General features: G+C 72.5%; 21 protein-coding genes. 16 read left to right on the top strand and 5 right to left on the bottom strand.

Translation table 11 applies throughout. The features are described 5' to 3' along the window. Nucleotides 1-23: 23 nt before the first annotated feature. Entirely contained in the window at nt 24-1,478 is a 1,455-nt protein-coding gene (gad, locus tag ABZ479_RS10620; protein ID WP_500461178.1) for a glutamate decarboxylase, read from the bottom strand. 95 nt (nt 1,479-1,573) lie between these two features. Further along, entirely contained in the window at nt 1,574-2,233 is a 660-nt protein-coding gene (leuE, locus tag ABZ479_RS10615) for a leucine efflux protein LeuE (protein WP_500461176.1), read from the bottom strand. Between the two features lie 54 nt (nt 2,234-2,287). Between leuE and ABZ479_RS10610 the strand changes: the two genes are divergently transcribed. Continuing rightward, nucleotides 2,288-3,061: a MerR family transcriptional regulator gene (locus ABZ479_RS10610; RefSeq protein WP_500461175.1), complete on the top strand. Its 774-nt coding sequence runs from the start codon at nt 2,288-2,290 to the stop codon at nt 3,059-3,061. Here ABZ479_RS10610 and ABZ479_RS10605 read toward each other — a convergent pair. After that, nucleotides 3,042-3,413, bottom strand: coding sequence for a YbjQ family protein (locus ABZ479_RS10605; protein WP_499599758.1), 372 nt, complete (start codon nt 3,411-3,413; stop codon nt 3,042-3,044). The genes ABZ479_RS10610 and ABZ479_RS10605 overlap by 20 nt on opposite strands. 38 nt (nt 3,414-3,451) lie before the next feature. After that, nucleotides 3,452-4,798, bottom strand: coding sequence for an ABC transporter ATP-binding protein (locus ABZ479_RS10600; protein ID WP_500461174.1), 1,347 nt, complete (start codon nt 4,796-4,798; stop codon nt 3,452-3,454). Nucleotides 4,799-4,937: 139 nt separating this feature from the next. On the opposite strand from ABZ479_RS10600, the gene ABZ479_RS10595 reads away from it, so the two are divergent. The 3 genes from ABZ479_RS10595 (at nt 4,938) to ABZ479_RS10585 (ending at nt 8,993) form a co-directional block, all read left to right on the top strand. Further along, a complete protein-coding gene (locus ABZ479_RS10595; protein WP_500461173.1) occupies nt 4,938-5,681 on the top strand; it encodes a DedA family protein in 744 nt (247 codons plus the stop codon). 119 nt (nt 5,682-5,800) lie between these two features. Beyond that, nucleotides 5,801-7,408, top strand: coding sequence for a threonine/serine exporter family protein (locus ABZ479_RS10590; protein WP_500461171.1), 1,608 nt, complete (start codon nt 5,801-5,803; stop codon nt 7,406-7,408). A gap of 163 nt (nt 7,409-7,571) precedes the next feature. Next, nucleotides 7,572-8,993 carry a wax ester/triacylglycerol synthase family O-acyltransferase gene (locus tag ABZ479_RS10585; protein WP_500461170.1) on the top strand — a complete coding sequence of 474 codons (1,422 nt, stop codon included), beginning with the start codon at nt 7,572-7,574 and terminating at the stop codon, nt 8,991-8,993. Nucleotides 8,994-9,068: 75 nt separating this feature from the next. Here the strand turns inward: ABZ479_RS10585 and ABZ479_RS10580 are convergent, their stop codons facing one another. Then, a complete protein-coding gene (locus ABZ479_RS10580) occupies nt 9,069-9,563 on the bottom strand; it encodes an inorganic diphosphatase (RefSeq protein ID WP_431959297.1) in 495 nt (164 codons plus the stop codon). A gap of 142 nt (nt 9,564-9,705) precedes the next feature. Between ABZ479_RS10580 and dacB the strand changes: the two genes are divergently transcribed. The 12 genes from dacB (at nt 9,706) to ABZ479_RS10520 (ending at nt 22,094) form a co-directional block, all read left to right on the top strand. Continuing rightward, on the top strand, nt 9,706-11,115 hold the full coding sequence (gene dacB / locus ABZ479_RS10575) for a D-alanyl-D-alanine carboxypeptidase/D-alanyl-D-alanine endopeptidase (protein ID WP_500461169.1): 1,410 nt from the start codon (nt 9,706-9,708) through the stop codon (nt 11,113-11,115). 79 nt (nt 11,116-11,194) lie between these two features. Beyond that, nucleotides 11,195-12,373, top strand: coding sequence for a zinc-dependent metalloprotease (locus ABZ479_RS10570; RefSeq protein ID WP_500461167.1), 1,179 nt, complete (start codon nt 11,195-11,197; stop codon nt 12,371-12,373). A gap of 178 nt (nt 12,374-12,551) precedes the next feature. Beyond that, entirely contained in the window at nt 12,552-13,538 is a 987-nt protein-coding gene (gene tilS / locus ABZ479_RS10565; RefSeq protein WP_499599771.1) for a tRNA lysidine(34) synthetase TilS, read from the top strand. 36 nt (nt 13,539-13,574) lie between these two features. Next, nucleotides 13,575-14,114, top strand: coding sequence for a phosphoribosyltransferase (hpt, locus tag ABZ479_RS10560; RefSeq protein WP_499516875.1), 540 nt, complete (start codon nt 13,575-13,577; stop codon nt 14,112-14,114). A 192-nt stretch (nt 14,115-14,306) separates the two neighbouring features. Further along, nucleotides 14,307-16,358: an ATP-dependent zinc metalloprotease FtsH gene (ftsH, locus tag ABZ479_RS10555; RefSeq protein WP_499599772.1), complete on the top strand. Its 2,052-nt coding sequence runs from the start codon at nt 14,307-14,309 to the stop codon at nt 16,356-16,358. 133 nt (nt 16,359-16,491) lie between these two features. Beyond that, on the top strand, nt 16,492-17,100 hold the full coding sequence (folE, locus tag ABZ479_RS10550) for a GTP cyclohydrolase I FolE (protein WP_499599774.1): 609 nt from the start codon (nt 16,492-16,494) through the stop codon (nt 17,098-17,100). A gap of 154 nt (nt 17,101-17,254) precedes the next feature. Then, nucleotides 17,255-19,012: a phosphatidylglycerol lysyltransferase domain-containing protein gene (locus ABZ479_RS10545; RefSeq protein WP_500461165.1), complete on the top strand. Its 1,758-nt coding sequence runs from the start codon at nt 17,255-17,257 to the stop codon at nt 19,010-19,012. A gap of 23 nt (nt 19,013-19,035) precedes the next feature. After that, entirely contained in the window at nt 19,036-19,890 is an 855-nt protein-coding gene (gene folP / locus ABZ479_RS10540; RefSeq protein ID WP_499599778.1) for a dihydropteroate synthase, read from the top strand. Beyond that, nucleotides 19,887-20,372 (top strand): nuclear transport factor 2 family protein, encoded by a 486-nt coding sequence (locus ABZ479_RS10535; protein WP_499599779.1) that lies wholly within the window; start codon nt 19,887-19,889, stop codon nt 20,370-20,372. The genes folP and ABZ479_RS10535 overlap by 4 nt, the downstream gene beginning before the upstream one ends. 226 nt (nt 20,373-20,598) lie before the next feature. Next, nucleotides 20,599-20,958: a dihydroneopterin aldolase gene (gene folB / locus ABZ479_RS10530; RefSeq protein WP_500461164.1), complete on the top strand. Its 360-nt coding sequence runs from the start codon at nt 20,599-20,601 to the stop codon at nt 20,956-20,958. Next, on the top strand, nt 20,955-21,545 hold the full coding sequence (gene folK / locus ABZ479_RS10525; protein ID WP_500461163.1) for a 2-amino-4-hydroxy-6-hydroxymethyldihydropteridine diphosphokinase: 591 nt from the start codon (nt 20,955-20,957) through the stop codon (nt 21,543-21,545). The genes folB and folK overlap by 4 nt, the downstream gene beginning before the upstream one ends. Nucleotides 21,546-21,599: 54 nt before the next feature. After that, a complete protein-coding gene (locus tag ABZ479_RS10520) occupies nt 21,600-22,094 on the top strand; it encodes a DUF3180 domain-containing protein (RefSeq protein ID WP_499600271.1) in 495 nt (164 codons plus the stop codon). The last annotated feature ends 339 nt before the right edge of the window (nt 22,095-22,433 follow it).

Genomic DNA, 22,433 nt, shown 5'->3' with positions numbered 1-22,433 from the left:
GCGTGTGCCCCGCGACGCGCCGCTCAGTGGTGGAAGGCGGTGGGTGCCTCGCCGGGCGGGTGGAGCGGGTGGTCCTGGGCGCGCAGCTGCGGGAGGTAGCGCTCCAGGTCGGCGAGGAAGAGGTCGGCGAGGTCCTCGGAGAAGCCGTTGCGGACGACGATGCGCAGCACCGCCAGGTCCTCGCGGTCCGCCGGGTAGGTGTACGCGGGCACCAGCCAGCCGCGCTCGCGCATCCGCCGGGAGACGTCGAAGACGTCGTACGCGGTGACGTGGTCGGCGGTGGTGAAGGCGAAGACGGGGAGCTGGTCGCCGCGGGTGATCAGCCGGAAGTCACCGCACTCCTCGATCCGCGAGGCCAGGTAGGTGGCCACGTCACGGGCGGTCTGCTGGACGGTGCGGTAGCCGTCCCGGCCCAGCCGCAGGAACGTGTAGTACTGCGCGACGACCTGGGCGCCCGGCCGGGAGAAGTTGAGTGCGAAGGTCGGCATGTCGCCGCCGAGGTAGTTGACCCGGAAGACCAGTTCCTCGGGCAGCGCCTCGAGGTCCCGCCACAGCGCCCAGCCGACGCCGGGGTAGACCAGCCCGTACTTGTGGCCGGAGGTGTTGATCGAGGCCACCCGGGGCAGCCGGAAGTCCCAGACCAGGTCCTCGTCGAGGAAGGGGGCGATCATGCCCCCGGAGGCCCCGTCGACGTGGACGGGAATGTCGAGCCCGGTCCGTTCCTGCAGGGCGTCGAGGGCGGCGCAGATCTCGGCCACCGGCTCGTAGGACCCGTCGAAGGTCGAGCCGAGGACGGCCACGACCCCGATGGTGTTCTCGTCGCACATCGCGACGGCGGTGTCCGGCTCCAGGTGCAGCCGGTCGCCCTCCATCGGCACCAGGCGCGGCTCGACCTCCCAGAAGTTGCAGAACTTCTCCCAGCAGACCTGGACGTTGGCGCCCATGACCAGGTTGGGCCGGGCGCCGTCCGGGTGGCGGTCGCCGGACCGCCTCGGCCAGCGGCGCTTGCCGGACGCGCCGCCGGAGCGGTCGGCGGCGCGCTTGGTCCAGCGGCGCTTGAAGGCCATCCCGGCGAGCATGCAGGCCTCGGAGGAGCCGGTGGTCGAGCAGCCGATGGCGCTCTCCGGGTCGGGGGCGTGCCACAGGTCGGCGAGCATCGCCACGCAGCGCCGCTCCAGTTCGGCGGTGCGCGGGTACTCGTCCTTGTCGATCATGTTCTTGTCGAGGCACTCGCCCATCAGCACCCCGGCCTCGGGCTCCATCCAGGTGGTGACGAAGGTGGCCAGGTTGAGCCGGGCGTTGCCGTCGAGCATCAGCTCGTCGTGGACGAGCTGGTACGCCGTGGCGGGCGCCATCGGGCCGTCGGGCAGCCGGTGCTTCGGTGGTGCCGCGCGCATCCCGGCGACCGGGTCGGCCCCCGCGTAGAAGGGGTTCACGGCGAGCTTCGGCAGGCCCTCGGCGCCTTTGTGGAGCGACATACCGTAACGATAAGGGTGAAATCGGTCACCGGCAGGTCGGCGACGGGCGGCCCGGCCCGGGGAGCCCGGACCGCCGGCTCCTGCCGGGGCGCCGGTCAGCCGGCCGAGGACAGCGACAACTTCGCCGCGAAGCCCAGGAAGAGCGCCGCGGCACCCGAGGTCAGCCCCGCCGTCAGGCGCTTGCGGCGGCGGAACTGGGCGGCCAGGTAGGTGCCGCCGAAGATCAGCAGCGTCAGGTAGCAGAAGCTGAAGACCTGGGCGATGGTGCCCAGCGCCAGGAAGGACAGCGCGGGGTGGGCGTAGCCCGGGTCCACGAACTGCACGAAGAAGGAGATGAAGAAGAGGATCGCCTTGGGGTTGAGCAGGCTTATCACCAGCGCGCGCCGGAAGGGCTGTTCGGCGTCCGCCACCTCCTCGGCCGCGGCGGCCACCGCCGCCGGCTCCACGCTCCGGGACCGCCACATGCCCCAGGCGGCCCGCGCCATGCCGAAGGCGATCCACGCCAGGTAGCCGGCGCCCGCGTACTTGACGATGCCGAAGAGCACGGCGTTGGCCTTGAGCAGCCCGGCCACGCCCGCCGCCGAGGCGGTCATCAGCACGGTGTCGCCGAGGAAGACGCCCAGGGCCGCGCGGTACGCCGTCCGGACGCCGCGGCGCGCCGCGACGGAGAGCGTGTACAGCGAGTTCGGCCCGGGCAGCAGCACGATCAGTACGGTGCCCAGCACGTACGTCGACAGGTCGGTGATTCCCAGCATGCGCACCAATATGGCACTTGCACCTCACGTGGCGTGAGGCCGGAGGGTGTGGTCATGAACACGAGCACGGGCTACCCGGTCGGGCAGGTGGCGGGCTTCGCCGGCGTGACCGTCCGGACGCTGCACCACTACGACGAGATCGGACTGCTCTCGCCCAGCGCCCGCAGCCACGCGGGCCACCGGCGCTACAGCGACGCCGACCTCGACCGGTTGCAGCAGATCCTCTTCTACCGGGAGCTCGGCTTCCCCCTGGAGCAGGTGGCGGCCCTCCTCGACGACCCGGACGCGGACCCGCGGGAGCACCTGCGGCGCCAGTACGAACTGCTGATGGCGCGGATCGGGAAGCTGACGGAGATGGCCGACGCCGTCCAACGAGCCATGGAGGCACGCACGATGGGCATCAACCTCACGCCCGAGGAGAAGTTCGAGGTCTTCGGGGAGTACGACCCCGAGCAGCACGCCGAGGAGACCCGGCAGCGCTGGGGCAACACCGAGGCGTACGAGCAGTCGCAGCGCCGGGCCGCCTCCTACAGCAAGGAGGACTGGCTGCGGATCAAGGCCGAGCAGGAGGACTGGGGCGCCCGGCTGGTCGCGCTCCGCGGGTCCGGCGCCCCGGCCGACGGCGAGGCCGCGATGGACCTGGCCGAGGAGCACCGGCAGTTCATCGTGGACCACTACTACGACTGCGGTTACGAGATCCACACCGGGCTCGCCCGGATGTACCTGGACGACCCGCGCTTCAACGCCTTCTACGAGGCGATCGCGCCGGGCACCGCCCGGTACGTCCACGACGCGATCATGGCCAACGCTAGGCGTGCCGGGGCGTGATCACCGCAGCGGTGCCGTAGGCGCACACCTCGGTGCCGACGTCGGCGGCCTCGCTGACGTCGAAGCGCATCATCAGCACCGCGTTGGCGCCGCGCGACTGCGCCTGCTCCACCAGCCGCTCCATCGCCTCGGTGCGGGTCTGGGCCAGGGTCTTGGTGAGTCCCTTCAGCTCGCCGCCGATCAGGGACTTCAGGCCCGCGCCGATCTGGCTGCCCAGGTGGCGGGAGCGCACGGTGAGGCCGAAGACCTCACCGATCACCCGCTCGATCCGGTAGCCCGGCACGTCGTTCGTGGTGACCACCAGGACGGCGGACCGGGGCGACTGTCCGCCGCCGTACTCGTCGATACCCATACCGGCATCGTCGTCCCGCCGCCGCCGTCCCGCGCGGTTCAGTACTCCAGGTGCGGTGCCCGCTCGGGGGCGGGGCAGATCCGGTGGCCCGCGTGGTCGAAGACGTACAGGTGCGCCAGGTCGACCAGCAGCGGCACGTGCTGTCCGGCGCGCAGCCGCAGGTCGGGCCCGGTGCGCACCACCAGGTCCCCGCCCCCGGTGGCGGACCCGGTCTCCGGGCGCGGTGCCGGACGGTCCAGCACGGCCGTCCGTCCCTGGCCCGAGACCCGCGCGGCGGCCTTCTGCACCAGCCGGCCGAGGCCGGCCGTGCCGCCCTGCCGGGACGCCGCCCGGGAGCGCTGCCGCGCGCCGCCCGGCCGTGCGGACTCCAGCTCGGGCACGACGGCCGGCCGTGCGCCGGTGTCCAGGTGCACCAGCGACTCGTGGCCCTGGTACTCCACGTGCTCAACGACGCCGCTGAGCACCACCTCCCCGGGCCGGGCGCCGCTCGGCCGGTCGATGCGCACGGCCTCCGAGCGCAGGCCGACGATGACCGGCCGGCCCTGCTGGATGCGGAGCATCTGGTGGTCCCGGCTCAGCGGCTGGGGGAGGACGAGGCGCTGCCGCCCCAGGTCGATCCACATCCCGCCGTCCAGCGCGGCGACCACGGTCGCCTCCATGAGGTTGATCCGCGGGGTGCCGATGAAGGCGGCGACGAAGACGTTCTGCGGCAGGTGGTACGCCTCCCGCGGGGTGCTCACCTGCTGCAGCACCCCGCTGCGCATGATCGCCACGCGGTCGCCCAGCGACATCGCCTCGGCCTGGTCGTGCGTGACGTACACCGTCGTCACGCCCATGCCGCGGGTCAGCCGGGCGATCTCGGCGCGCAGGTGCGAGCGGAGCTTGGCGTCGAGGTTGGACAGCGGCTCGTCCATCAGGAAGACGGACGGGTGCCGCGAGATGGCCCGGCCCATGGCGACCCGCTGCCGCTCGCCGCCGGACAGCTGCCCCGGGTAGCGGTCGAGGATGTCCTCGATGCCGAGCGTCCGCGCGGTCTCGGCGACCCGGGGCCCGGTGTCCTGCCCGGGCATCTCGAAGCGCAGCGGGAAGCCGATGTTCTCCCGGCTGGTCATGCTCGGGTACAGGGCGAAGTTCTGGAAGACCATGGCCATCCGCCGTTCGCCCGGCCCCAGGTCGTTGGCGTACTCGCCGTCCAGCAGCAGCTCACCTGAGGTGATGTCCTCCAGCCCCGCGATCATGCGCAGCACCGTGGACTTGCCGCAGCCCGAGGGGCCGAGCAGCACCAGGAACTCGCCGGGGGCGATGTCCAGGGAGAAGCGGTCCACGGCGCGCACGCCGCGGGCGTAGGTCTTCGAGACGTCGTGCAGTGAGATGGCGCGAGTCATGTGGGTTCCGCCGGATCATGATGATTCAGGAGTGACGGGCGACTTGCGGTGTTGCACGGTGAAACGCTTGGGAGGAACGTAGCCGAGCGTTCCCGGGCTGGGAACGGTTCGGTCGCGACCGCGTTGATACTTTTGGCGCGTGACGACTATCGCCCTGGGCCCGCAATGGCTCGACCCCGATTACCTCATCTCGTCAGCGGGCCTGATCGGCCTGCTGGCGATCGTCTTCGCCGAGTCGGGTCTGCTCATCGGCTTCTTCCTGCCGGGTGACTCCCTGCTCTTCACCGGCGGCCTGCTGGTCGCGGGCGGCAAGCTCGACTATCCGATCTGGCTGGTCTGCGTGCTGGTCTGGATCGCGGCCGTCGCCGGCGACCAGGTGGGCTACCTCTTCGGCCGCAAGGTCGGTCCCTCGCTCTTCCGGCGCCCGGACTCCCGGCTCTTCAAGCAGGAGAACGTCGAGAAGGCCCACGACTTCTTCGAGCGGCACGGCGCCAAGTCGATCGTGCTCGCCCGCTTCGTCCCGATCGTGCGGACCTTCACGCCGGTCATCGCCGGCGTCAGCCGCATGAACTACCGCGTCTTCGTGACGTACAACGTCATCGGCGGCCTGCTGTGGGGTGTCGGTGTCACGCTGCTCGGCTACTGGCTGGGCCAGATCGCCTTCGTCCACGAGCACATCGAGCTGATCCTCATCGCGATCGTGCTGCTCTCGGTCGTCCCGATCGCCATCGAGTTCCTGCGGGCCCGCTCGGCCTCCCGGAAGGCGGCGCCGCTGCCCGGGGTGGACGTGTACGACGCCGGGGCCGCGGAGGCCGAGGGCGACGCCGGCCAGCCGCCGCTCCAGCGCGGCAACGGCGGGCGCCACCGCGCGAACCGCCGTTAGCCGACGGAGGGAGTGGGCAGTCGTCCCGCTGTGCCGAGGGGGGAGGGTGTCCGCACCCTCCCCCCTCGGCGCACCACCACCCGGCACCCGTAGCGATCACGCGCCGAAAGGAGGATCCCGTGGCGCATCCCAAGGAGCCCGAGCAGCAGCAGCCCGGCGGTTCGGAGTTCACGCCGCCGCTGGGCGTCGAGCTGCCCAGGCCGGAACCGCAGGGCTCCGCCTTCTCCCGCCCCGGGACGCGGACCTCCCCGCAGCTGTCCCACCCGGCCTTCACGCCCCCCGAGGGCATCCCGGTCGTCAGCCTCTCCAAGGAGACCCCCTGGCCCGACCGGATGCGCACGATGCTGCGCATGCCCGTCGGGGAGCGCCCGGCCCCCGAGCAGCCCGCCCGGCGGCCGGAGGCGGAGGCCGGCCCGCCGGTGCCGCGCGTGCTGGACCTGACGCTGCGCATCGGTGAGCTGCTGCTCGCCGGCGGCGAGGGCGCCGAGGACGTGGAGGCCGCGATGCTCGGCGTGGCCCACGCCTACGGTCTGGGCCGGGTCGAGCCGACCGTGACGTTCACGCTGCTGGGCATCTCCTACCAGCCCTCGCTGGTGGACGCCCCGGTCACCGCCAACCGCACGGTGCGCCGCCGGGCCACCGACTACACCCGCCTCGCGGCCGTCTTCCGGCTGATCAACGACATCACCGCGGCCGACCTCACCCTGGAGGACGCCTACCGGCGGCTCGCCGAGATCCGCCGCAACCGGCACCCGTACCCGGGCTGGCTGCTCACCGTGGCGGCCGGGCTCCTCGCGGGCGCGGCGAGCATGCTGGTCGGCGGCGGCGGTCCGCTGGTCTTCGCGATCGCCGCGCTCGGCGCCATGCTGGGCGACCGGCTGGCCTGGCTCTGCGCCGGGCGCGGGCTGCCGGAGTTCTACCAGTTCGTCGCCGCGGCGATGCCGGCCGCCGTGATGGGGGTGCTGGTCGCCCGGTTCGGCCAGCACCTGCCCGGTACGAGCACCCTGCAGGCCTCGGCGGTCATCACCGGTGGCCTCTTCGCCCTGATCCCGGGACGGGCCCTGGTCGCGGCCGTCCAGGACGGCCTGACGGGCTTCTACATCACCGCCTCCGCGCGCCTGCTGGAGGTGATGTACCTCTTCACCGGCATCGTCGTCGGCGTGACGCTGATCCTCTACGCGGGGGTCAGCCTGGGTGCCGTGCTCGACCCCGACCAGGCCTTCCGGGCGTACGAGAACCCGCCGGTGCAACTGGTCGCGGCGATGGTGCTGAGCCTCGCCTTCGCCGTGCTGCTGCAGTGCGAGCGCGGCGTGCTGGTGGTCGCCGCCCTCAACGGCGGGGTCGCCTGGACGGTCTACGCGGCGCTGCACCAGGAGGGCATCGGCGTCGGCATGTCGCCGGTCGCGGCCACCGCCGTCGCCGCCGGCCTGGTGGGCCTCTTCGGCCAGGTGCTCGCCCGCTACCGGCACGCCTCCGCGCTGCCGTACGTCACGGCGGCCATCGGCCCGCTGCTGCCGGGCTCCGCGACGTACTTCGGGCTCCTCGGGCTGACCCGCGGTCACCTGGACCAGGGATTCGCCTCGCTGACGAAGGCGGCGGCGCTGGCGCTGGCCGTGGCCATCGGGGTGAACCTGGGAGGCGAGATCGCGCGGTTGTTCATCAAGCTGCCCGGTGGCGCCGACCAGGCACGACGCCGCGCGGCGGCCAAGCGCACCCGCGGTTTCTGAGCCTTCCGGACCCCGCCGCCTCGCCGTCGGGCGGTCGTACGGGCAACCTGATGTTAACTGTCCGTATCGTGGTCGTAGTTGACTGTAATCGGTTTTAGGGGTTTCACTTCACCAACTGGAGTCCGTTCCGGGGCAAACCCCGACCTTTCGGAGGCATGGAGCCTTGGCTGACGAGCACCTGAGCCCGCTGGACCTCGCGTTCTGGAACCTGGACTCGCCGGGCCACCCCATGCACCTGGGCGCGGTGGCCGTCTTCGACCGCGACCCGGAGCGCCCGGTCGACGCCGACGGGCTCGCCGCGCTGCTCACCGCCCGTGCCGAGGCCGTACCGCGGATGCGGCAGCGCGTGAAGGACGTCTGGTACGGGGTCGGGGGCGCCGCCTGGGCGGTCGACGAGCACTTCGACGCGCGGCACCACGTCCACGCCGTACGTCGTGCCGACGCCACGGCCGCCGTCGCCGAGCTGATGTCCCGGCCCATGGACCGCCACCGGCCGCCGTGGGAGGTCTACGTCATCGAGGGCGCCCCCGACGCGCCCTTCTCCGTCCTGGTCAAGCTGCACCACGCCCTCGCCGACGGGCTGCGCGCCGTGGAGTTCGGCGCCGCGCTGCTCGACCAGGGGGCCCGCACCCCGGCGGCCGCGCCGGCCCGGGCCGGCGCCGCCGCTCCCGCGGCCGCGCCGCAGCGCTCCGCCGTCGAGGCCGACGCCGCGGCCGCCGTACCGGCCCAGGTCCGGGGGCCCGGCATCCACCTGCCCGCGCTGCCGCTGCCCGATCCCCGGCAGGTCGTCGCCTCCCTGCCGGACCGGGTGCGCGAGGCCGGGCGCGCCCTGGGCATCGGCTCGGCCGTGCTGCGCGCCTCCCTCGACCCCGGCGGTCCCGCCGCGCTGGGCGCGGTCTGGACGCCCGGCGGCGCCGAACGCCGCTTCGCCACCGCCTCCCTCGACGTCGACGACCTGCACCAGGTCCGCAAGACCAGCGGCGGCACCGTCAACGACGTCGTCATGGCCGTCGTGGCCGGCGCGCTGCGGCGCTGGATGGAGGCCCGCGGCGACGACCCGGCGGGCCCGGGGCCGCGCGCCCTGATCCCCGTGGCGCGGCGCCGCCGCCGGGGTGTGCGCGGCGGCCGGGGCAACCGCATCTCCGGCTACCTGCTGCGGCTGCCGGTCGGCGAGCCCGACCCGCTCGCCCGGCTGCGCGACGTGCGCGCGGGCATGGACCGCAACAAGGACGCCGGCCCCGACACCGGCCCGGGTGCCGTCGCCCTGCTGGCCGACAGCGTGCCGCCGCTCGCGCACCGCTTCGCCGCCCCGCTGCTCGCCGCCTCGGCGCGACTGCTGTTCGACGTGCTGGTCACCAACGTGCCGATGCTCGACGTGCCGCTCACCCTGGACGGCTGCCGCATGACGGAGCTCTACCCGATCGCCCCGCTCGCCCGCGGCCAGTCCCTCGCGGTCGCCTGCTCCACGTACCGCCGCCGGGTCCACATCGGGCTGCTCGCGGACGCGCGGTCGCTGCCGGACGCCGACACGCTCGCCGCCGCCCTGCACGGCGCGCTGGCCGAGCTCCTCGACGCCTGCGGATGAGGCCGCCGCGGACGCGTGAGGGCGGCGCGCCCCGGCAGGGAGCGCGCCGCCCTCACTGCGGCGGGAGCCGGCGGGTCAGTGACCGCCGTGCTCCTTCAGGCGCTTGTAGGACGCCTCGATCTCGGCCTCGGCCTCGGCGCGGCCCACCCAGTTGGCGCCCTCGACGGACTTGCCGGGCTCCAGGTCCTTGTAGACCTCGAAGAAGTGCTGGATCTCCAGGCGGTCGAACTCGGAGACGTGGTGAATGTCACGCAGGTGCTCGACCCGCGGGTCCGAGGCGGGCACGCACAGCAGCTTGTCGTCGCCGCCGGCCTCGTCCGTCATGCGGAACATGCCGATCGCGCGGCAGCGCACGATGACGCCGGGGAAGGTCGGCTCGTCGAGCAGCACCAGGGCGTCCAGCGGGTCGCCGTCCTCGCCCAGGGTGTTCTCCACGAAGCCGTAGTCGGCCGGGTAGACCGTCGAGGTGAACAGGTGCCGGTCCAGGCGGATACGACCGGTCTCGTGGTCCACCTCGTACTTGTTGCGGGAACCCTTCGGGATCTCGATCGTTACGTCGAACTCGAGCACAGCCTGTCCTCCATGATCAGCACATACTTCTGGTGATTAAGTGTCTCCCACGCTTGTGTGTGGTCGCGAAAGGGGCTGGTCCGGGGTGCCCGTTCCGAAGAACTGGCAGGTGGTGGCAGGGTCGGCTGCCGCAGGATTTGCCGTGGCGCTGACGGCCGTGGCCGCAGCGGGACCGTGGGAGTCAGGTCAGCGTACGGCCGAACGGGCGATCGCCGCCTCCCGGGAGGGCCAGGGGAAGCAGGCGCGTCCCCACAAGAAGGGGGGCGCGGGAGGCCACAAGCGGGCGGTCGCGCCGGTGCCGCCCGCCGCCCCGGAGGTGCTCAGCGCCGTGTCCGGGACGCAGGGGGCGCCGCTGCCCACCACCTCCGGACTGGCCGGGCGGCTCGGCCCGTTGCTGCACGACCGTGCGCTCGGCACCCTGACGACGGGTGCCGTCGTCGACGCCGTCTCGGGCCGGAAGGTCTGGGGGCAGGGCCCCGGCACGGCGGCCGTCCCCGCCTCCACCACCAAGGTCGCCACGGCCGTCGCGGCACTCTCGCTCCTCGGGCCCGACCACCGGCTCACCACCTCCGTGGTCGCCGCCGGCAAGGACCGCGTCGTGCTCGTCGGCGGCGGCGACCCCACCCTCACCGCCCGCGCCGAGCCCGGCGGCGGCTGGACCGCGGCCTCCCTGCGCACCCTCGCCTCCGACACCGCCCGCGCGCTGCGCGCCAAGGGCGTCCGCTCGGTGAAGCTCACGTACGACACCTCGCTCTTCACCGGCCCCGCCGTCCACCCGATCGGGCACAACGACAACATCGCGCCCGTCACCGCCCTGATGGCCGACGAGGGCCGCAGCGACGGCAAGAGCGTCAAGGGCCCCGTGGCCCGCCACTGGGACCCGGCGGCCAAGGCGGCGGCGGACTTCGCGGACCTGCTGCGCAAGCGCGGCGTCAAGGTCGACGGCGCGGTGAAGGCCGGCAAGGCGCCCTCGCGCGCGCACGCGGCCGACCGGCTGGCGGAGGTGCGGTCCGCGCCCCTCGCCGACCTGGTCGAGCGCATGCTGACCAACAGCGACAACGACATCGCCGAGGCGCTGGCCCGGCACACCGCCCTCGCCGCGGACCGTCCGGGGTCCTTCTCCGGCGGCGCCGAGGCCGTCCGCTCGGCACTGCGGGAGCTCGGGCTCCCGCTCAAGGGGGCCCGCTTCACCGACGGCAGCGGGCTCAACCGCGCCGACCACCTCACGGCGGAGCAACTGGCGCGGATGCTGGCCCTGGCGGCCGACCCCGACCACCCCGAGCTGCGCCCCGTCCTCACCGGGCTGCCCGTCGCCGGCTTCACCGGGTCCCTGCGGGAACGCTTCACCACGGCGGGCGGGGGCGCCGGCCTCGTCCGCGCCAAGACGGGGACGCTCACCGGGGTCAACGCCCTCGCCGGGACCGTGGTGGACGCGGACGGCCGGCTGCTGACGTTCGCCTTCCTGACCAACGGCACGACCGACACCGTGGCCGCGCAGTCCGCCCTCGACCGCCTCGCCGCGGAACTCGCCACGTGCGGCTGCCGCACGTAGCGGCCGCGGGGAGTGTTCGTTGCCCGTGCCCCCGCGAGGAACGCTCCCGGGGAAGGGGACAAGCACGTACCGTGAAGGAATGACGAGCATCGGTGGTGCGGAGATGGTCGACTGGAACCTCGCGGTCGCGACCGCGACCCGCTTCGTGCGGCCCGGCCCCGAGGTGAGCCGGGACGAGGCACGCGCGGTCGTGGCGGAACTGCGGCGGCACGCAAAGGAGTCGGAGGCACACGTCCGGGCGTTCACCAGGATGTTCGGCGACCAGGAGGACCCGGCCGACACCGGGACCCCGGTGCTGATCGTGGACCGCCCGGGGTGGATCAAGGCGAACGTCGCCGGCTTCCGCGAGGTGCTGAAGCCGCTGCTGGACAAGATGCAGGCCCGCAAGCCGGGCGGTCCCGGCGGTGCCGTGCTGGGCACCGTCGGCGGGAAGGTGACCGGGGTCGAGGTCGGGATGCTGCTGAGCTTCCTGGCCTCGCGCGTACTGGGCCAGTACGAGACCTTCGCCCCCGCGAGCCGTGACATGCCCGCCGGTCCCGCGGCGCCCGGGCCGGGCGAGCCGCGCACCGGGCGGCTCCTGCTGGTGGCCCCCAACATCGTCCACGTGGAGCGCGAACTCGACGTGGACCCGCATGACTTCCGGCTGTGGGTGTGCCTCCACGAGGAGACCCACCGCACCCAGTTCACGGCCGTGCCGTGGCTGCGGGACCACATCGAGCAGGAGATCCAGGCCTTCCTCGGCGAGACGGAGATCGACCCGTCGACGCTGATCGAGCGGCTGCGCGAGGCGTTCCAGGCGTTCTCCTCCGGCAGCCGCCCGGACGCGGAGGAGGCGTCGGTCGACGCCGACGGCGACGAGGGCCGCAGCCTGATCGACCTGGTGCAGACGCCGAACCAGCGGGAGATCCTGGGCCGGCTGACCGCGGTGATGTCCCTGCTGGAGGGGCACGCCGACTACGTGATGGACGGCGTGGGCCCGGACGTCGTGCCCTCCGTGGCGGAGATCCGCGAGAAGTTCCAGCGCCGCCGTCAGAGCGGCGCGGGGCGACTGGACATGGCGCTGCGCAAGCTGCTGGGGCTGGACGCCAAGCTGCGGCAGTACCGTGACGGCGAGCGTTTCGTGCGGGCCGTGGTGGACGATGCCGGGATGGACGGCTTCAACCGGATCTGGACCTCGCCCAACACCCTGCCCACCAAGCAGGAGATCGCCAAACCCGCGGACTGGGTGGCACGGGTGCACGGGCGGAGCGAAACCTGAGTCGACCCGGGGCACAGCAGGCCCCGGGGGCCTCCCGGTTCACCCGTCCGAGGGACCGTGGGCGCAGGGTAAGCGTGCGATGCTCGAGTATCGCACGCTGTCTGTCACCATCTAGCTACCCTGCGTCATCTTCTCCGTCCCGACGCCTCCCCCAGCCTCTCCAGGAGGGAAACCGGACATGGGTCCCCACCCCGCGGTCGCGGCGATACGCCTGGCGGTCCGCCGCGTACTCCAGGACGTCCTGACCGACCACCCCGGCGGCAGCCCGCTCGTGCTCGCCGCCTGCAGCGGCGGAGCCGACTCGATGGCCCTCGCCACCGCCCTCGTCTTCGAAGCGCCCAAGCTCGGCGTCCGGGCCGGCGCCGTCACCGTCGACCACGGCCTGCAGGACGGCTCGGACGCCCGCGCCGTCGACGTCGCCGACCGCCTGCGCGGCCTCGGCCTCGACCCGGTCGACGCCGTCGCGGTCACCGTGGGCCGGCAGGGCGGCCCGGAGGCCGCCGCGCGCGACGCCCGGTACGCGGCGCTCGACTCCGCCGCGGAGCGGGCCGGCGCCGCCGCCGTGCTGCTCGGCCACACCCGCGACGACCAAGCCGAAACGGTGCTGCTCGGGCTGGCCCGCGGCTCCGGCATCCGGTCGCTGTCCGGCATGCCCGCGGTCAACGGCCGCTACCGCCGCCCCTTCCTGCTGCTGGACCGGGACACCGTGCGCAAGGCCTGCCTCGTGCAGGGCATCGACGTGTGGGAGGACCCGCACAACCACGACCCCGCCTACACCCGCTCCCGGGTCCGCCACGAGGCGCTGCCGGTGCTGGAGAAGTCCCTGGGCAAGGGCGTCGTGGAGGCGCTGGCCCGTACCGCCCAGCTGTCCCGGGACGACGCCGACGCCCTCGACCAGTGGGCGGCGCAGGCCGAGCGGACGGCCGCCGACGCCGACGGCGGGCTGGACGTCGCCCGGCTGCTGACCCTTCCCGCCGCCGTGCGCCGCCGGGTGCTGCGCCGGGCGGCCGTCGCGGCGGGCTCACCCGCCGGTTCGCTCTTCGCCCGGCACATCGAGGAGACCGACCGCCTGCTCACCGGGTGGCGGGGGCAGAAACCGCTCAACCTACCCGGCGGCGTCGTCGTCGGCCGGCGGAATGGCAGACTGTTCTTCCAGGCGCTGTAGACCGAGCCGGAAGTTGTGCGGGTGAACGAGAACGACATGGGCACCGACCTCGAGAAGGTGCTCATCTCCAAGCAAGAGATCGACGCCAAGCTGGCGGAGCTGGCTGCGCAGATCGACAAGGACTACGAGGGCAAGGACCTGCTGATCGTCGGCGTCCTGAAGGGCGCCGTCATGGTGATGGCGGACCTCGCGCGGTCCCTGTCCTCCCAGGTCACCATGGACTGGATGGCGGTGTCCTCGTACGGCGCGGGCACCAAGTCCTCCGGTGTCGTGCGGATCCTCAAGGACCTGGACACCGACATCGCCGGCCGGGACGTCCTGATCGTCGAGGACATCATCGACTCCGGTCTGACGCTGTCCTGGCTGATCAGCAACCTCGGCTCGCGCCGTCCGGCCTCGCTGGAGGTCTGCACGCTGCTGCGCAAGCCGGACGCGGCCAAGGTGGAGATCGACGTGAAGTACGTCGGCTTCGACATCCCCAACGAGTTCGTGGTCGGATACGGTCTGGACTTCGCGGAGAAGTACCGGAACCTGCCGTTCATCGGCACCCTTGCGCCGCACGTGTACGGCGGCTGAGGCTCCGGGAACCCCGACGCCCTCCTCCGCGTTGGAGGGTGGTAACGCTGTTTGTTTACGGTCTCCGGCGACTTCGGGTGACAATGCTGGGGTACCGTCCGAAGGTCGGTTCATACACCGGATGCACCGGCGGCCCCCAGGCCGCGGTGCCTCACTGTGGCAGGAGGGACGGGGCGTGATCGCCCCGCATGGATGGACGTGAAGCGCTATTTCCGTGGGCCAGTCATGTGGATCGTGCTGGCTGTCCTCGCTGTGGTCGTTTTGATGCAGGTCGTCGGCTCGTCCGGTGGCTACAAGACGGTGGACACCGGCCAGGCCATTGAGGCCATCAACAGCAACCAGGCCAAGTCCGCCGAGCTGACCACCGGCGACGAGAACACGATCAAGGTCGAGCTCAAGGACGGCGCCAAGGTAGGCGGCGAGGACCTGGGCTCCAAGATCAAGGCGAGCTACATCGGCGACCAGGGCGTCGACGTGGCCAAGATCCTTCAGGCCAAGGTCGACGACGGCAACAAGACCACGCTGCCCGACGGCTACACCGTGGCGCCTTCGAAGCAGAACGCCTTCGTCGGCATCCTGCTGTCGTTGCTGCCCTTCGTCCTCATCGTCGTGGTCTTCCTGTTCCTGATGAATCAGATGCAGGGCGGCGGCTCCCGGGTGATGAACTTCGGGAAGTCCAAGGCCAAGCTGATCACCAAGGACACCCCGAAGACCACCTTCGCGGACGTCGCGGGCTCGGACGAGGCCGTCGAGGAGCTCCAGGAGATCAAGGAGTTCCTGCAGGAGCCGGCGAAGTTCCAGGCCGTGGGCGCCAAGATCCCCAAGGGCGTGCTGCTCTACGGCCCGCCCGGAACGGGCAAGACCCTGCTCGCGCGCGCCGTCGCCGGCGAGGCGGGCGTCCCGTTCTACTCGATCTCGGGTTCCGACTTCGTCGAGATGTTCGTGGGTGTCGGCGCCTCGCGTGTCCGCGACCTGTTCGAGCAGGCCAAGGCGAACGCCCCGGCGATCGTCTTCGTCGACGAGATCGACGCCGTCGGCCGGCACCGTGGCGCGGGCCTCGGCGGCGGTCACGACGAGCGCGAGCAGACGCTGAACCAGCTGCTCGTCGAGATGGACGGCTTCGACGTCAAGGGCGGCGTGATCCTGATCGCCGCCACCAACCGCCCGGACATCCTGGACCCGGCGCTGCTGCGCCCGGGCCGTTTCGACCGGCAGATCGCCGTCGACCGCCCCGACCTGCAGGGCCGCCTGGAGATCCTCAAGGTCCACCAGAAGGGCAAGCCGGTCGCCCCGGACGTCGACCTCAAGGCCGTCGCCCGCCGCACCCCCGGCTTCACCGGTGCGGACCTGGCGAACGTCCTCAACGAGGCGGCGCTGCTCACCGCGCGCAGCGACAAGAAGCTGGTCGACAACGCGATGCTGGACGAGGCCATCGACCGCGTCGTGGCCGGCCCGCAGAAGCGCACCCGGATCATGTCCGACAAGGAGAAGAAGATCACGGCGTACCACGAGGGCGGTCACGCCCTGGTCGCCGCGGCTTCTCCGAACAGCGACCCGGTGCACAAGATCACGATCCTGTCGCGTGGCCGGGCCCTCGGCTACACGATGGTCCTGCCGGACGAGGACAAGTACTCCACCACCCGCAACGAGATGCTCGACCGGCTCGCCATGACCATGGGCGGCCGCGCGGCGGAGGAGCTGGTCTTCCACGACCCGACCACGGGTGCCGCGGACGACATCGAGAAGGCCACCACCACGGCCCGCGCGATGGTGACGCAGTACGGCATGACCGAGCGACTGGGCGCGATCAAGTTCGGGACGAGCGACGGGGAGCCCTTCCTCGGCCGTGAGATGTCCCACCAGCGCGACTACTCGGAAGAGGTCGCCGGGCTGGTCGACGAAGAGGTCAAGAAGCTCATCGAGACCGCGCACAACGAGGCGTGGGAGATCCTGGTCGAGAACCGCGACGTCCTCGACAACCTGGTTCTGGCCCTCCTGGACAAGGAGACGCTGAACAAGGAGGAGCTCGCGGAGATCTTCAAGCCGATCGTCAAGCGCCCGCCGCGTCCGGCCTGGACGGGTTCCTCGCGGCGTACGCCGTCGACCCGCCCGCCGGTGCTCTCGCCGCGTGAGCTCGCCCTGACCAACGGCACCCAGCCGACGGCCAACGGCAGCGCCACCGCGTCGCTGAGCAAGCCCGCCGAGACGGTGGAGCTCCCCGAGGAGCCCAACCCCGAGGCCTGACGCCTCGGACGTGGCCTTGGTCACGGACATCGGAATGCGTGCCGCGCCCCCCAGGTTTCCTATCCTGGGGGGCGCTGCGTTTCCGCGGTTCCCGCGGCACACGCATCCGGTACGCAAGAGGAACGAGGCACACATGACCGACCCGGTGACCCTTGAGGGCGACCTGCGCCCCGTCGGTGAGTTCGACGAGAAGCGTGCCGAGAACGCGGTCCGTGAGCTGCTGATCGCGGTCGGCGAGGACCCCGACCGCGAGGGGCTGCGGGAGACCCCCGCGCGGGTGGCCAGGGCGTACCGGGAGATCTTCGCCGGGCTCTACCAGGAGCCCGAGGACGTCCTGACGACCACCTTCGACCTCGGTCACGACGAGATGGTGCTGGTCAAGGACATCGAGGTGCTGTCGAGCTGCGAGCACCACCTGGTGCCGTTCGTGGGCGTCGCCCACGTCGGCTACATCCCCTCGACGGACGGCAAGATCACCGGTCTGTCGAAGCTGGCCCGGCTGGTCGACGTCTTCGCCCGCCGCCCGCAGGTGCAGGAGCGGCTGACCACGCAGATCGCCGACTCGCTCATGCGGATACTCGAACCGCGCGGCGTGATCGTGGTCATCGAGTGCGAGCACATGTGCATGACGATGCGCGGGGTCCGCAAGCCCGGCGCGAAGACCATCACCTCGGCGGTGCGGGGCCAGCTGCGCGACTCCGCGACCCGCGCCGAGGCGATGAGCCTGATCATGGCCAAGTGACCTGAGGGGCCGCGGCCCCCGGCCGTCCCGGCCCATGTGCCCGTTCCCGCCCGGCGACGGAACCCGCGCGGCGGAGTTCACGTCCTACAGGGCGCAAATCTCCGACGAGAGTGGGGCGTGCGGGGTGATCCGCACCGCCGGGGCGTGGTGAGCGATGTCTGTCGTGGCAGAGGAAGATCCCGCCGTCCGGGTTCCCCGGGACAGGGTGCGGCGGCTCCCGTGGGCGATGCCGGCGTCCGCCGCGCCCCGCGTGGTGGGGACGGCCGGCGCGCTGGTGGGGCTGCTGGACCTCGCCGCGGCGGTGTTCCCCGGGTTCCGGCACAGCCGGGTGCACGTGCTCGCCGGCGTCGTCCCGGGGACGGTCACCTCGGTGGCCGCGGCGGCCGGCGTGGTCACCGGCATCCTGATGCTGATGCTGGCGCACGCCCTCAAGCGGGGGAAGAGGCGTGCCTGGCGGGCGGCCGTGCTGCTGCTGCCGGCGGCCGCGGTGGCGCAGGTACTGCACCGGCACTCGCCGGGCGGGGCCTTGCTGTCGACGGTCCTGCTGACCCTGCTGATCCGGTACCGGACGGAGTTCTCGGCGCTCGGCGACCCGCACACCCGGCTGCGGGCGGTCGCGGCCTTCGCGGGGCTGGGCGGGCTCAGCCTGGTGGTGGGGCTGGCCGTCGTCAGTGCCCACCCGGCGGCGGGGACTGGCGACCCGACGTGGGCGCAGCGGTTCACCGAGGTGCTGTACGGGCTGTTCGGCTTCGACGGGCCGGTCGGCTACGCCACCGGCCAGGCGTCCGACGTCGTCGCGTACTCGCTGGGCGGGCTGGGCTTCCTGACCGTCGCCACCACCGCCTACCTGGCGCTTCGCCCGGCCCACCCGGTCGCCGAGCTGACGGCCGCGGACGAGGAGCGCCTGCGGGCGCTGCTGCGGCGCCACGGGGCCCGCGACTCCCTCGGGCACTTCGCGCTGCGCCGGGACAAGAGCGTGGTCTTCTCGCCGAGCGGCAAGGCGGCGGTCTGTTACCGCGTGGTGTCGGGGGTGATGCTGGCCAGCGGCGACCCGATCGGCGACGTGGAGGCCTGGCCCGGGGCGATACAGCGCTTCATGGCCGAGGCCCGGGCGCACGCCTGGATCCCGGCGGTGATGGGCTGCAGCGAGACCGGCGGCGAGGTGTGGACCCGGGAGACCGGTCTCGACGCCCTGGAGCTGGGCGACGAGGCCGTCGTGGAGACCTCCTGCTTCTCGCTGTCGGGGCGCGCGATGCGCAACGTGCGGCAGATGGTCAAGCGCACCGAGCGCGCCGGATACGTGTGCCGGGTGCGGCGGGTGGCGGAACTGGGCGAGGAGGAACGCGCGGCGGTCCGCCGCGCGGCCGACGCCTGGCGCGGTACGGACACCGAGCGGGGCTTCTCCATGGCGCTGGGCCGGTTCGGCGACCCGGCGGACGAGGAGTGCGTGGTGGTGACGGCGCACGACGCGCAGGACGCGCTGCGGGCGGTGCTGCACTTCGTGCCCTGGGGGGAGGACGGCATGTCGCTCGACCTGATGCGACGGGACCAGTCGGCCGATCCGGGGCTCAACGAGCTGCTGATCGTGGCCGCGCTGGGCGAGGCGCCGCGACTGGGCGTGCGGCGGGTCTCGCTGAACTTCGCGATGTTCCGGTCGGCGCTGGCCCGCGGGGAGCGGCTCGGCGCGGGGCCGGTGCTGCGGAGCTGGCGGGGGCTGCTGGTCTTCCTGTCGCGGTGGTTCCAGATCGAGTCGCTGTACCGGTTCAACGCCAAGTTCCAGCCGGAGTGGCTGCCGCGGTTCCTGGTCTTCCGGGCCACCGGCGACCTGCCCCGGATCGGCCTGGCCGCCATGCGGGCCGAGGGATTCGTCACCCTGGCCCTGCCCGCGTGGGCCTCCCGGCGCCTGCGGTGAGCACCCCGTTCTAGGCTGAGCCCATGGGTACGATGCGCGGCCACGTGGCCGGATTGCCGTCCTGGGACCGGTGCGCGGTCATGGGCGTGGTGAACGTCACGCCGGACTCGTTCTCCGACGGCGGCGAGTGGTTCGACACCGAGCTCGCGGTCAAGCACGGCCTGGACCTCGTGGCGGCCGGTGCCGACCTGGTGGACGTGGGCGGTGAGTCCACCCGGCCGGGCGCGGCGCGGGTGGACGAGGCGGAGGAGCTGCGCAGGGTGGTCCCGGTCGTCCGCGAGCTGACCAGGGCCGGGGTCGTGGTGAGCGTGGACACGATGCGGGCCGTGGTTGCGGAGAAGGCCGTGGAGGCGGGCGCGGTCCTGGTCAACGACGTGAGCGGCGGCCAGGCGGACCCGGCGATGATCCCCGTCGTCGCGGCGACGGGCAGCCCGTTCATCGTGATGCACTGGCGGGGCCAGAGCATCGACATGAACAACCGGGCGGTCTACGGGGACGTCGTGGCCGAGGTCACCGACGAGTTGCGGCGCAGCTTCGACCACGCGGTGGCGGGCGGCGTCGACCCGGAGCGGATCGTCCTCGACCCGGGCCTGGGCTTCGCGAAGAACGCCGAGCACGACCTGACCCTGATCGCCCACGTCGAGGACCTGCTGGCGCTGGGCCGCCCCCTGCTGATCGCGGCCTCCCGCAAGCGGTTCCTGGGCCGGGTGCTGGCCGGCGAGGGCGGCGATCCGCCCCCGGCCAGGGAGCGTGACGCCGCGACGGCCGCCGTCACCGCCATCGTGGCGGGGCGCGGCGCCTGGGCGGTCCGGGTGCACGAGGTGCACGACAGCGCCGACGCCGTGCGGGTCGCACGGGCACTGGAGGGGGCACGATGACGCCGCGCACGGCCGAGGCCGCACGGGTCGAACAGGCGAACCAGGCGTTCTACGACGCCGTGGAGCGGTCCGACCTGGACGCGCTGGAGGAGCTGGTCCTGACGGGCCCGCTGGCGGAGACGGTGTCCGTCGTGCACCCGGGCTGGCCGGTGCTGCGGGGGCGCCGCGAGGTGATGCGCTCGTACGCCCTGATCATGGCGAACACCGAGTACATCCAGTTCTTCCTGACCGACGTCGAGGTGGCGGTCGACGGCGACACCGCCCTGGTGACCTGCACCGAGAACATCCTCACCGGCGGCCCCGCCGAGGAGGAGGGCGAGATGGGCTCCCTGGTGGGCGGCCTGGTGGTCGCCACGAATGTGTTTCGGCGCACACCGGAGGGCTGGCGGCTGTGGGTGCACCACGGCTCGCCGGTGATGGCCGACGGGATCGACGAGGACGCCGCGGAGGACGCCGACAACGGCGGCGAGGGGTCAGCCTGAGGCCTTCTGACCACCCGTTCGTGCCAAGAAGTGGCAAGAAGTGGTGAAGGCCGGAGTAGGCCGTTCCGTCCCGGGGTAAGCGCGGGGCGGTCGCTCGCTCGCTGCCCGGTACTGGGGAGTGTCGGCGGTCGAAGGTAGATTCGAGTGAGGGCGGTGCGGCCCTCCCCTCCCGCTGGGCGGGCGGACCGTGCCCACCCGTCCGTACGTCGACCAGCGGGAGTGAATCGTGGATCGAGTCGCGCTGCGTGGCCTGAAGGCCCGCGGGCACCACGGCGTGTTCGAACACGAGCGCCGCGAGGGCCAGGACTTCTTCGTGGACCTCGTCCTCGGCCTGGACACCGCTCCCGCCGCCGCCACGGACGACCTGACCAGGACCGTGCACTACGGCATCGTGGCCGAGGAGGTCACCGCCGTCGTCGAGGGCGAGCCCGTGGACCTGATCGAGACCTTGGCCCAGCGGATCGCCGACCAGGTGCTCAAGCACGACCTGGTCCAGGAGGTGGAGGTCACCGTGCACAAGCCACAGGCCCCGATCACCGTCCCGTTCACCGATGTGTCCGTCACCATCACCCGGAGGCGCCCGTGAGCTACGACCCCACCGTGCAGCCGGTCCCGGCCTCCGTCGTCGCGCAGGTCGACGCGGCGGACTCGACGCTGCAGAACCCGAAGTTCGCCGTCATCTCGCTGGGCAGCAACCTCGGCAACCGCCTGGAGACGCTGCAGGGCGCCGTGGACGCGCTGGAGGACACCCCGGGCCTGCGGGTGAAGAAGGTCTCCCCGGTGTACGAGACGGAGCCCTGGGGCGTCGAGCCCGGCTCGCAGCCCAACTACTTCAACGCCGTGGTCCTGGTCAGGACGACGCTCCCGCCCTCCTCGCTCCTGGAGCGCGGCCGGGCGATCGAGGACGCCTTCGCCAGGACGCGCACCGAGCGCTGGGGTCCGCGCACCATCGACGTCGACATCGTGGCCTACCAGGGCGTCGTCTCCGACGACCCGGAGCTGACGCTGCCGCATCCTCGGGCGCACCAGCGGGCCTTCGTGCTGGCGCCGTGGCTCGACATCGACCCCGCGGCCGAGCTGCCGGGCCAGGGACCGGTGGCGGGTCTGCTGGCGGGCGTCGGCCGCGACAGCGTGTGGGCCAGGGGCGACGTGGAACTCAGGCTGCCGGAGTAATCGTTACGATCCCGTCAGTACGTTCGTCGATGTGATGTGGGGAGCGAGCACTCGGTGAAGGCGCTGCGCATCAGGACCCTGGTCGGACTGTTCGTGGTCGCCGGAGTGCTCTCGTGGGCGGGCGCGAAGCTCTGGGACTCGCTCGGCACCCTGCCGGGCGTGCCCGTGGCCGCGCCGATCGTGCTGGCGCTGATCGCCGCCGTCCTGGCGGCGACGGCGCTGTCGCTGCGCTCCCGGCTGCGCGCGCAGCGCGAGCGGCGTCCGGGGGCCAAGGGCGTCGACCCGCTGCTCGCGGCCCGCGCGGTGGTCTTCGGCCAGGCCAGCGCCCTGGTCGCCGCCCTGGTCGCGGGGATGTACGGCGGCGTGTGCGTCTTCCTCGTCATGTACCAGCTGGACAACGACCCCCGCCGTGACCAGGCGATCTACGCGGGCGTCGCGGTGATCGCCGGCATCGCGGTCTGCGCCGCCGCGATCTTCCTGGAGCGCGTCTGCCGCCTCCCCGAGGACGAGGACGACAACCGCACCGGCGCGGTGGGGGGCCGCGCGTAGCGCGGGGGGCCGGGGCGCGGGGCGGCGCCGGCCGTTACGCGGACTGCCGTGGTTGTTCGGCTGTTGCGCCGTCTCGCGCCCTGCGGGCGCAAAGATGCGGGCTGCGGGTGGGAGGGTGGGGGTCCGCCTTGTGTGCAGTGTGCGGGTTGGTGGTCGGTTGGGGTTCAGGCGCCGGAGCGGGGTGGGTTGTTCGTCCGGCTCGGGTCTCGTTGCCGTCCGCGGGTGCAGATGGCCGGTGACCACGCCCACCGTTCGTGGGTGGCGCGCTCGCCGTAACCGGCGTCTGCGGGTGCTTCCCCGATCCGACATCGGGCTCTGTTCCGACGGATATACCGCTGA

Origin of the sequence: Streptomyces sp. NPDC005722, from assembly GCF_040630935.1 — a bacterium.
Classification (GTDB): Bacteria; Actinomycetota; Actinomycetes; order Streptomycetales; family Streptomycetaceae; genus Actinacidiphila.
This window is presented reverse-complemented; position numbering and strand designations above follow the sequence as displayed.

Excerpts from the sequence above, each read along its gene's own strand:
- gad (WP_500461178.1), bottom strand. The coding sequence starts at position 1,478 with ATGTCGCTCCACAAAGGCGCCGAGGGCCTGCCGAAGCTCGCCGTGAAC.
- leuE (WP_500461176.1), bottom strand. The coding sequence starts at position 2,233 with ATGCTGGGAATCACCGACCTGTCGACGTACGTGCTGGGCACCGTACTG.
- ABZ479_RS10610 (WP_500461175.1), top strand. The coding sequence starts at position 2,288 with ATGAACACGAGCACGGGCTACCCGGTCGGGCAGGTGGCGGGCTTCGCC.
- ABZ479_RS10605 (WP_499599758.1), bottom strand. The coding sequence starts at position 3,413 with ATGGGTATCGACGAGTACGGCGGCGGACAGTCGCCCCGGTCCGCCGTC.
- ABZ479_RS10600 (WP_500461174.1), bottom strand. The coding sequence starts at position 4,798 with ATGACTCGCGCCATCTCACTGCACGACGTCTCGAAGACCTACGCCCGC.
- ABZ479_RS10570 (WP_500461167.1), top strand. The coding sequence starts at position 11,195 with ATGACGAGCATCGGTGGTGCGGAGATGGTCGACTGGAACCTCGCGGTC.
- tilS (WP_499599771.1), top strand. The coding sequence starts at position 12,552 with ATGGGTCCCCACCCCGCGGTCGCGGCGATACGCCTGGCGGTCCGCCGC.
- hpt (WP_499516875.1), top strand. The coding sequence starts at position 13,575 with ATGGGCACCGACCTCGAGAAGGTGCTCATCTCCAAGCAAGAGATCGAC.
- ftsH (WP_499599772.1), top strand. The coding sequence starts at position 14,307 with ATGGACGTGAAGCGCTATTTCCGTGGGCCAGTCATGTGGATCGTGCTG.
- folE (WP_499599774.1), top strand. The coding sequence starts at position 16,492 with ATGACCGACCCGGTGACCCTTGAGGGCGACCTGCGCCCCGTCGGTGAG.
- ABZ479_RS10545 (WP_500461165.1), top strand. The coding sequence starts at position 17,255 with ATGTCTGTCGTGGCAGAGGAAGATCCCGCCGTCCGGGTTCCCCGGGAC.
- folP (WP_499599778.1), top strand. The coding sequence starts at position 19,036 with ATGGGTACGATGCGCGGCCACGTGGCCGGATTGCCGTCCTGGGACCGG.
- ABZ479_RS10535 (WP_499599779.1), top strand. The coding sequence starts at position 19,887 with ATGACGCCGCGCACGGCCGAGGCCGCACGGGTCGAACAGGCGAACCAG.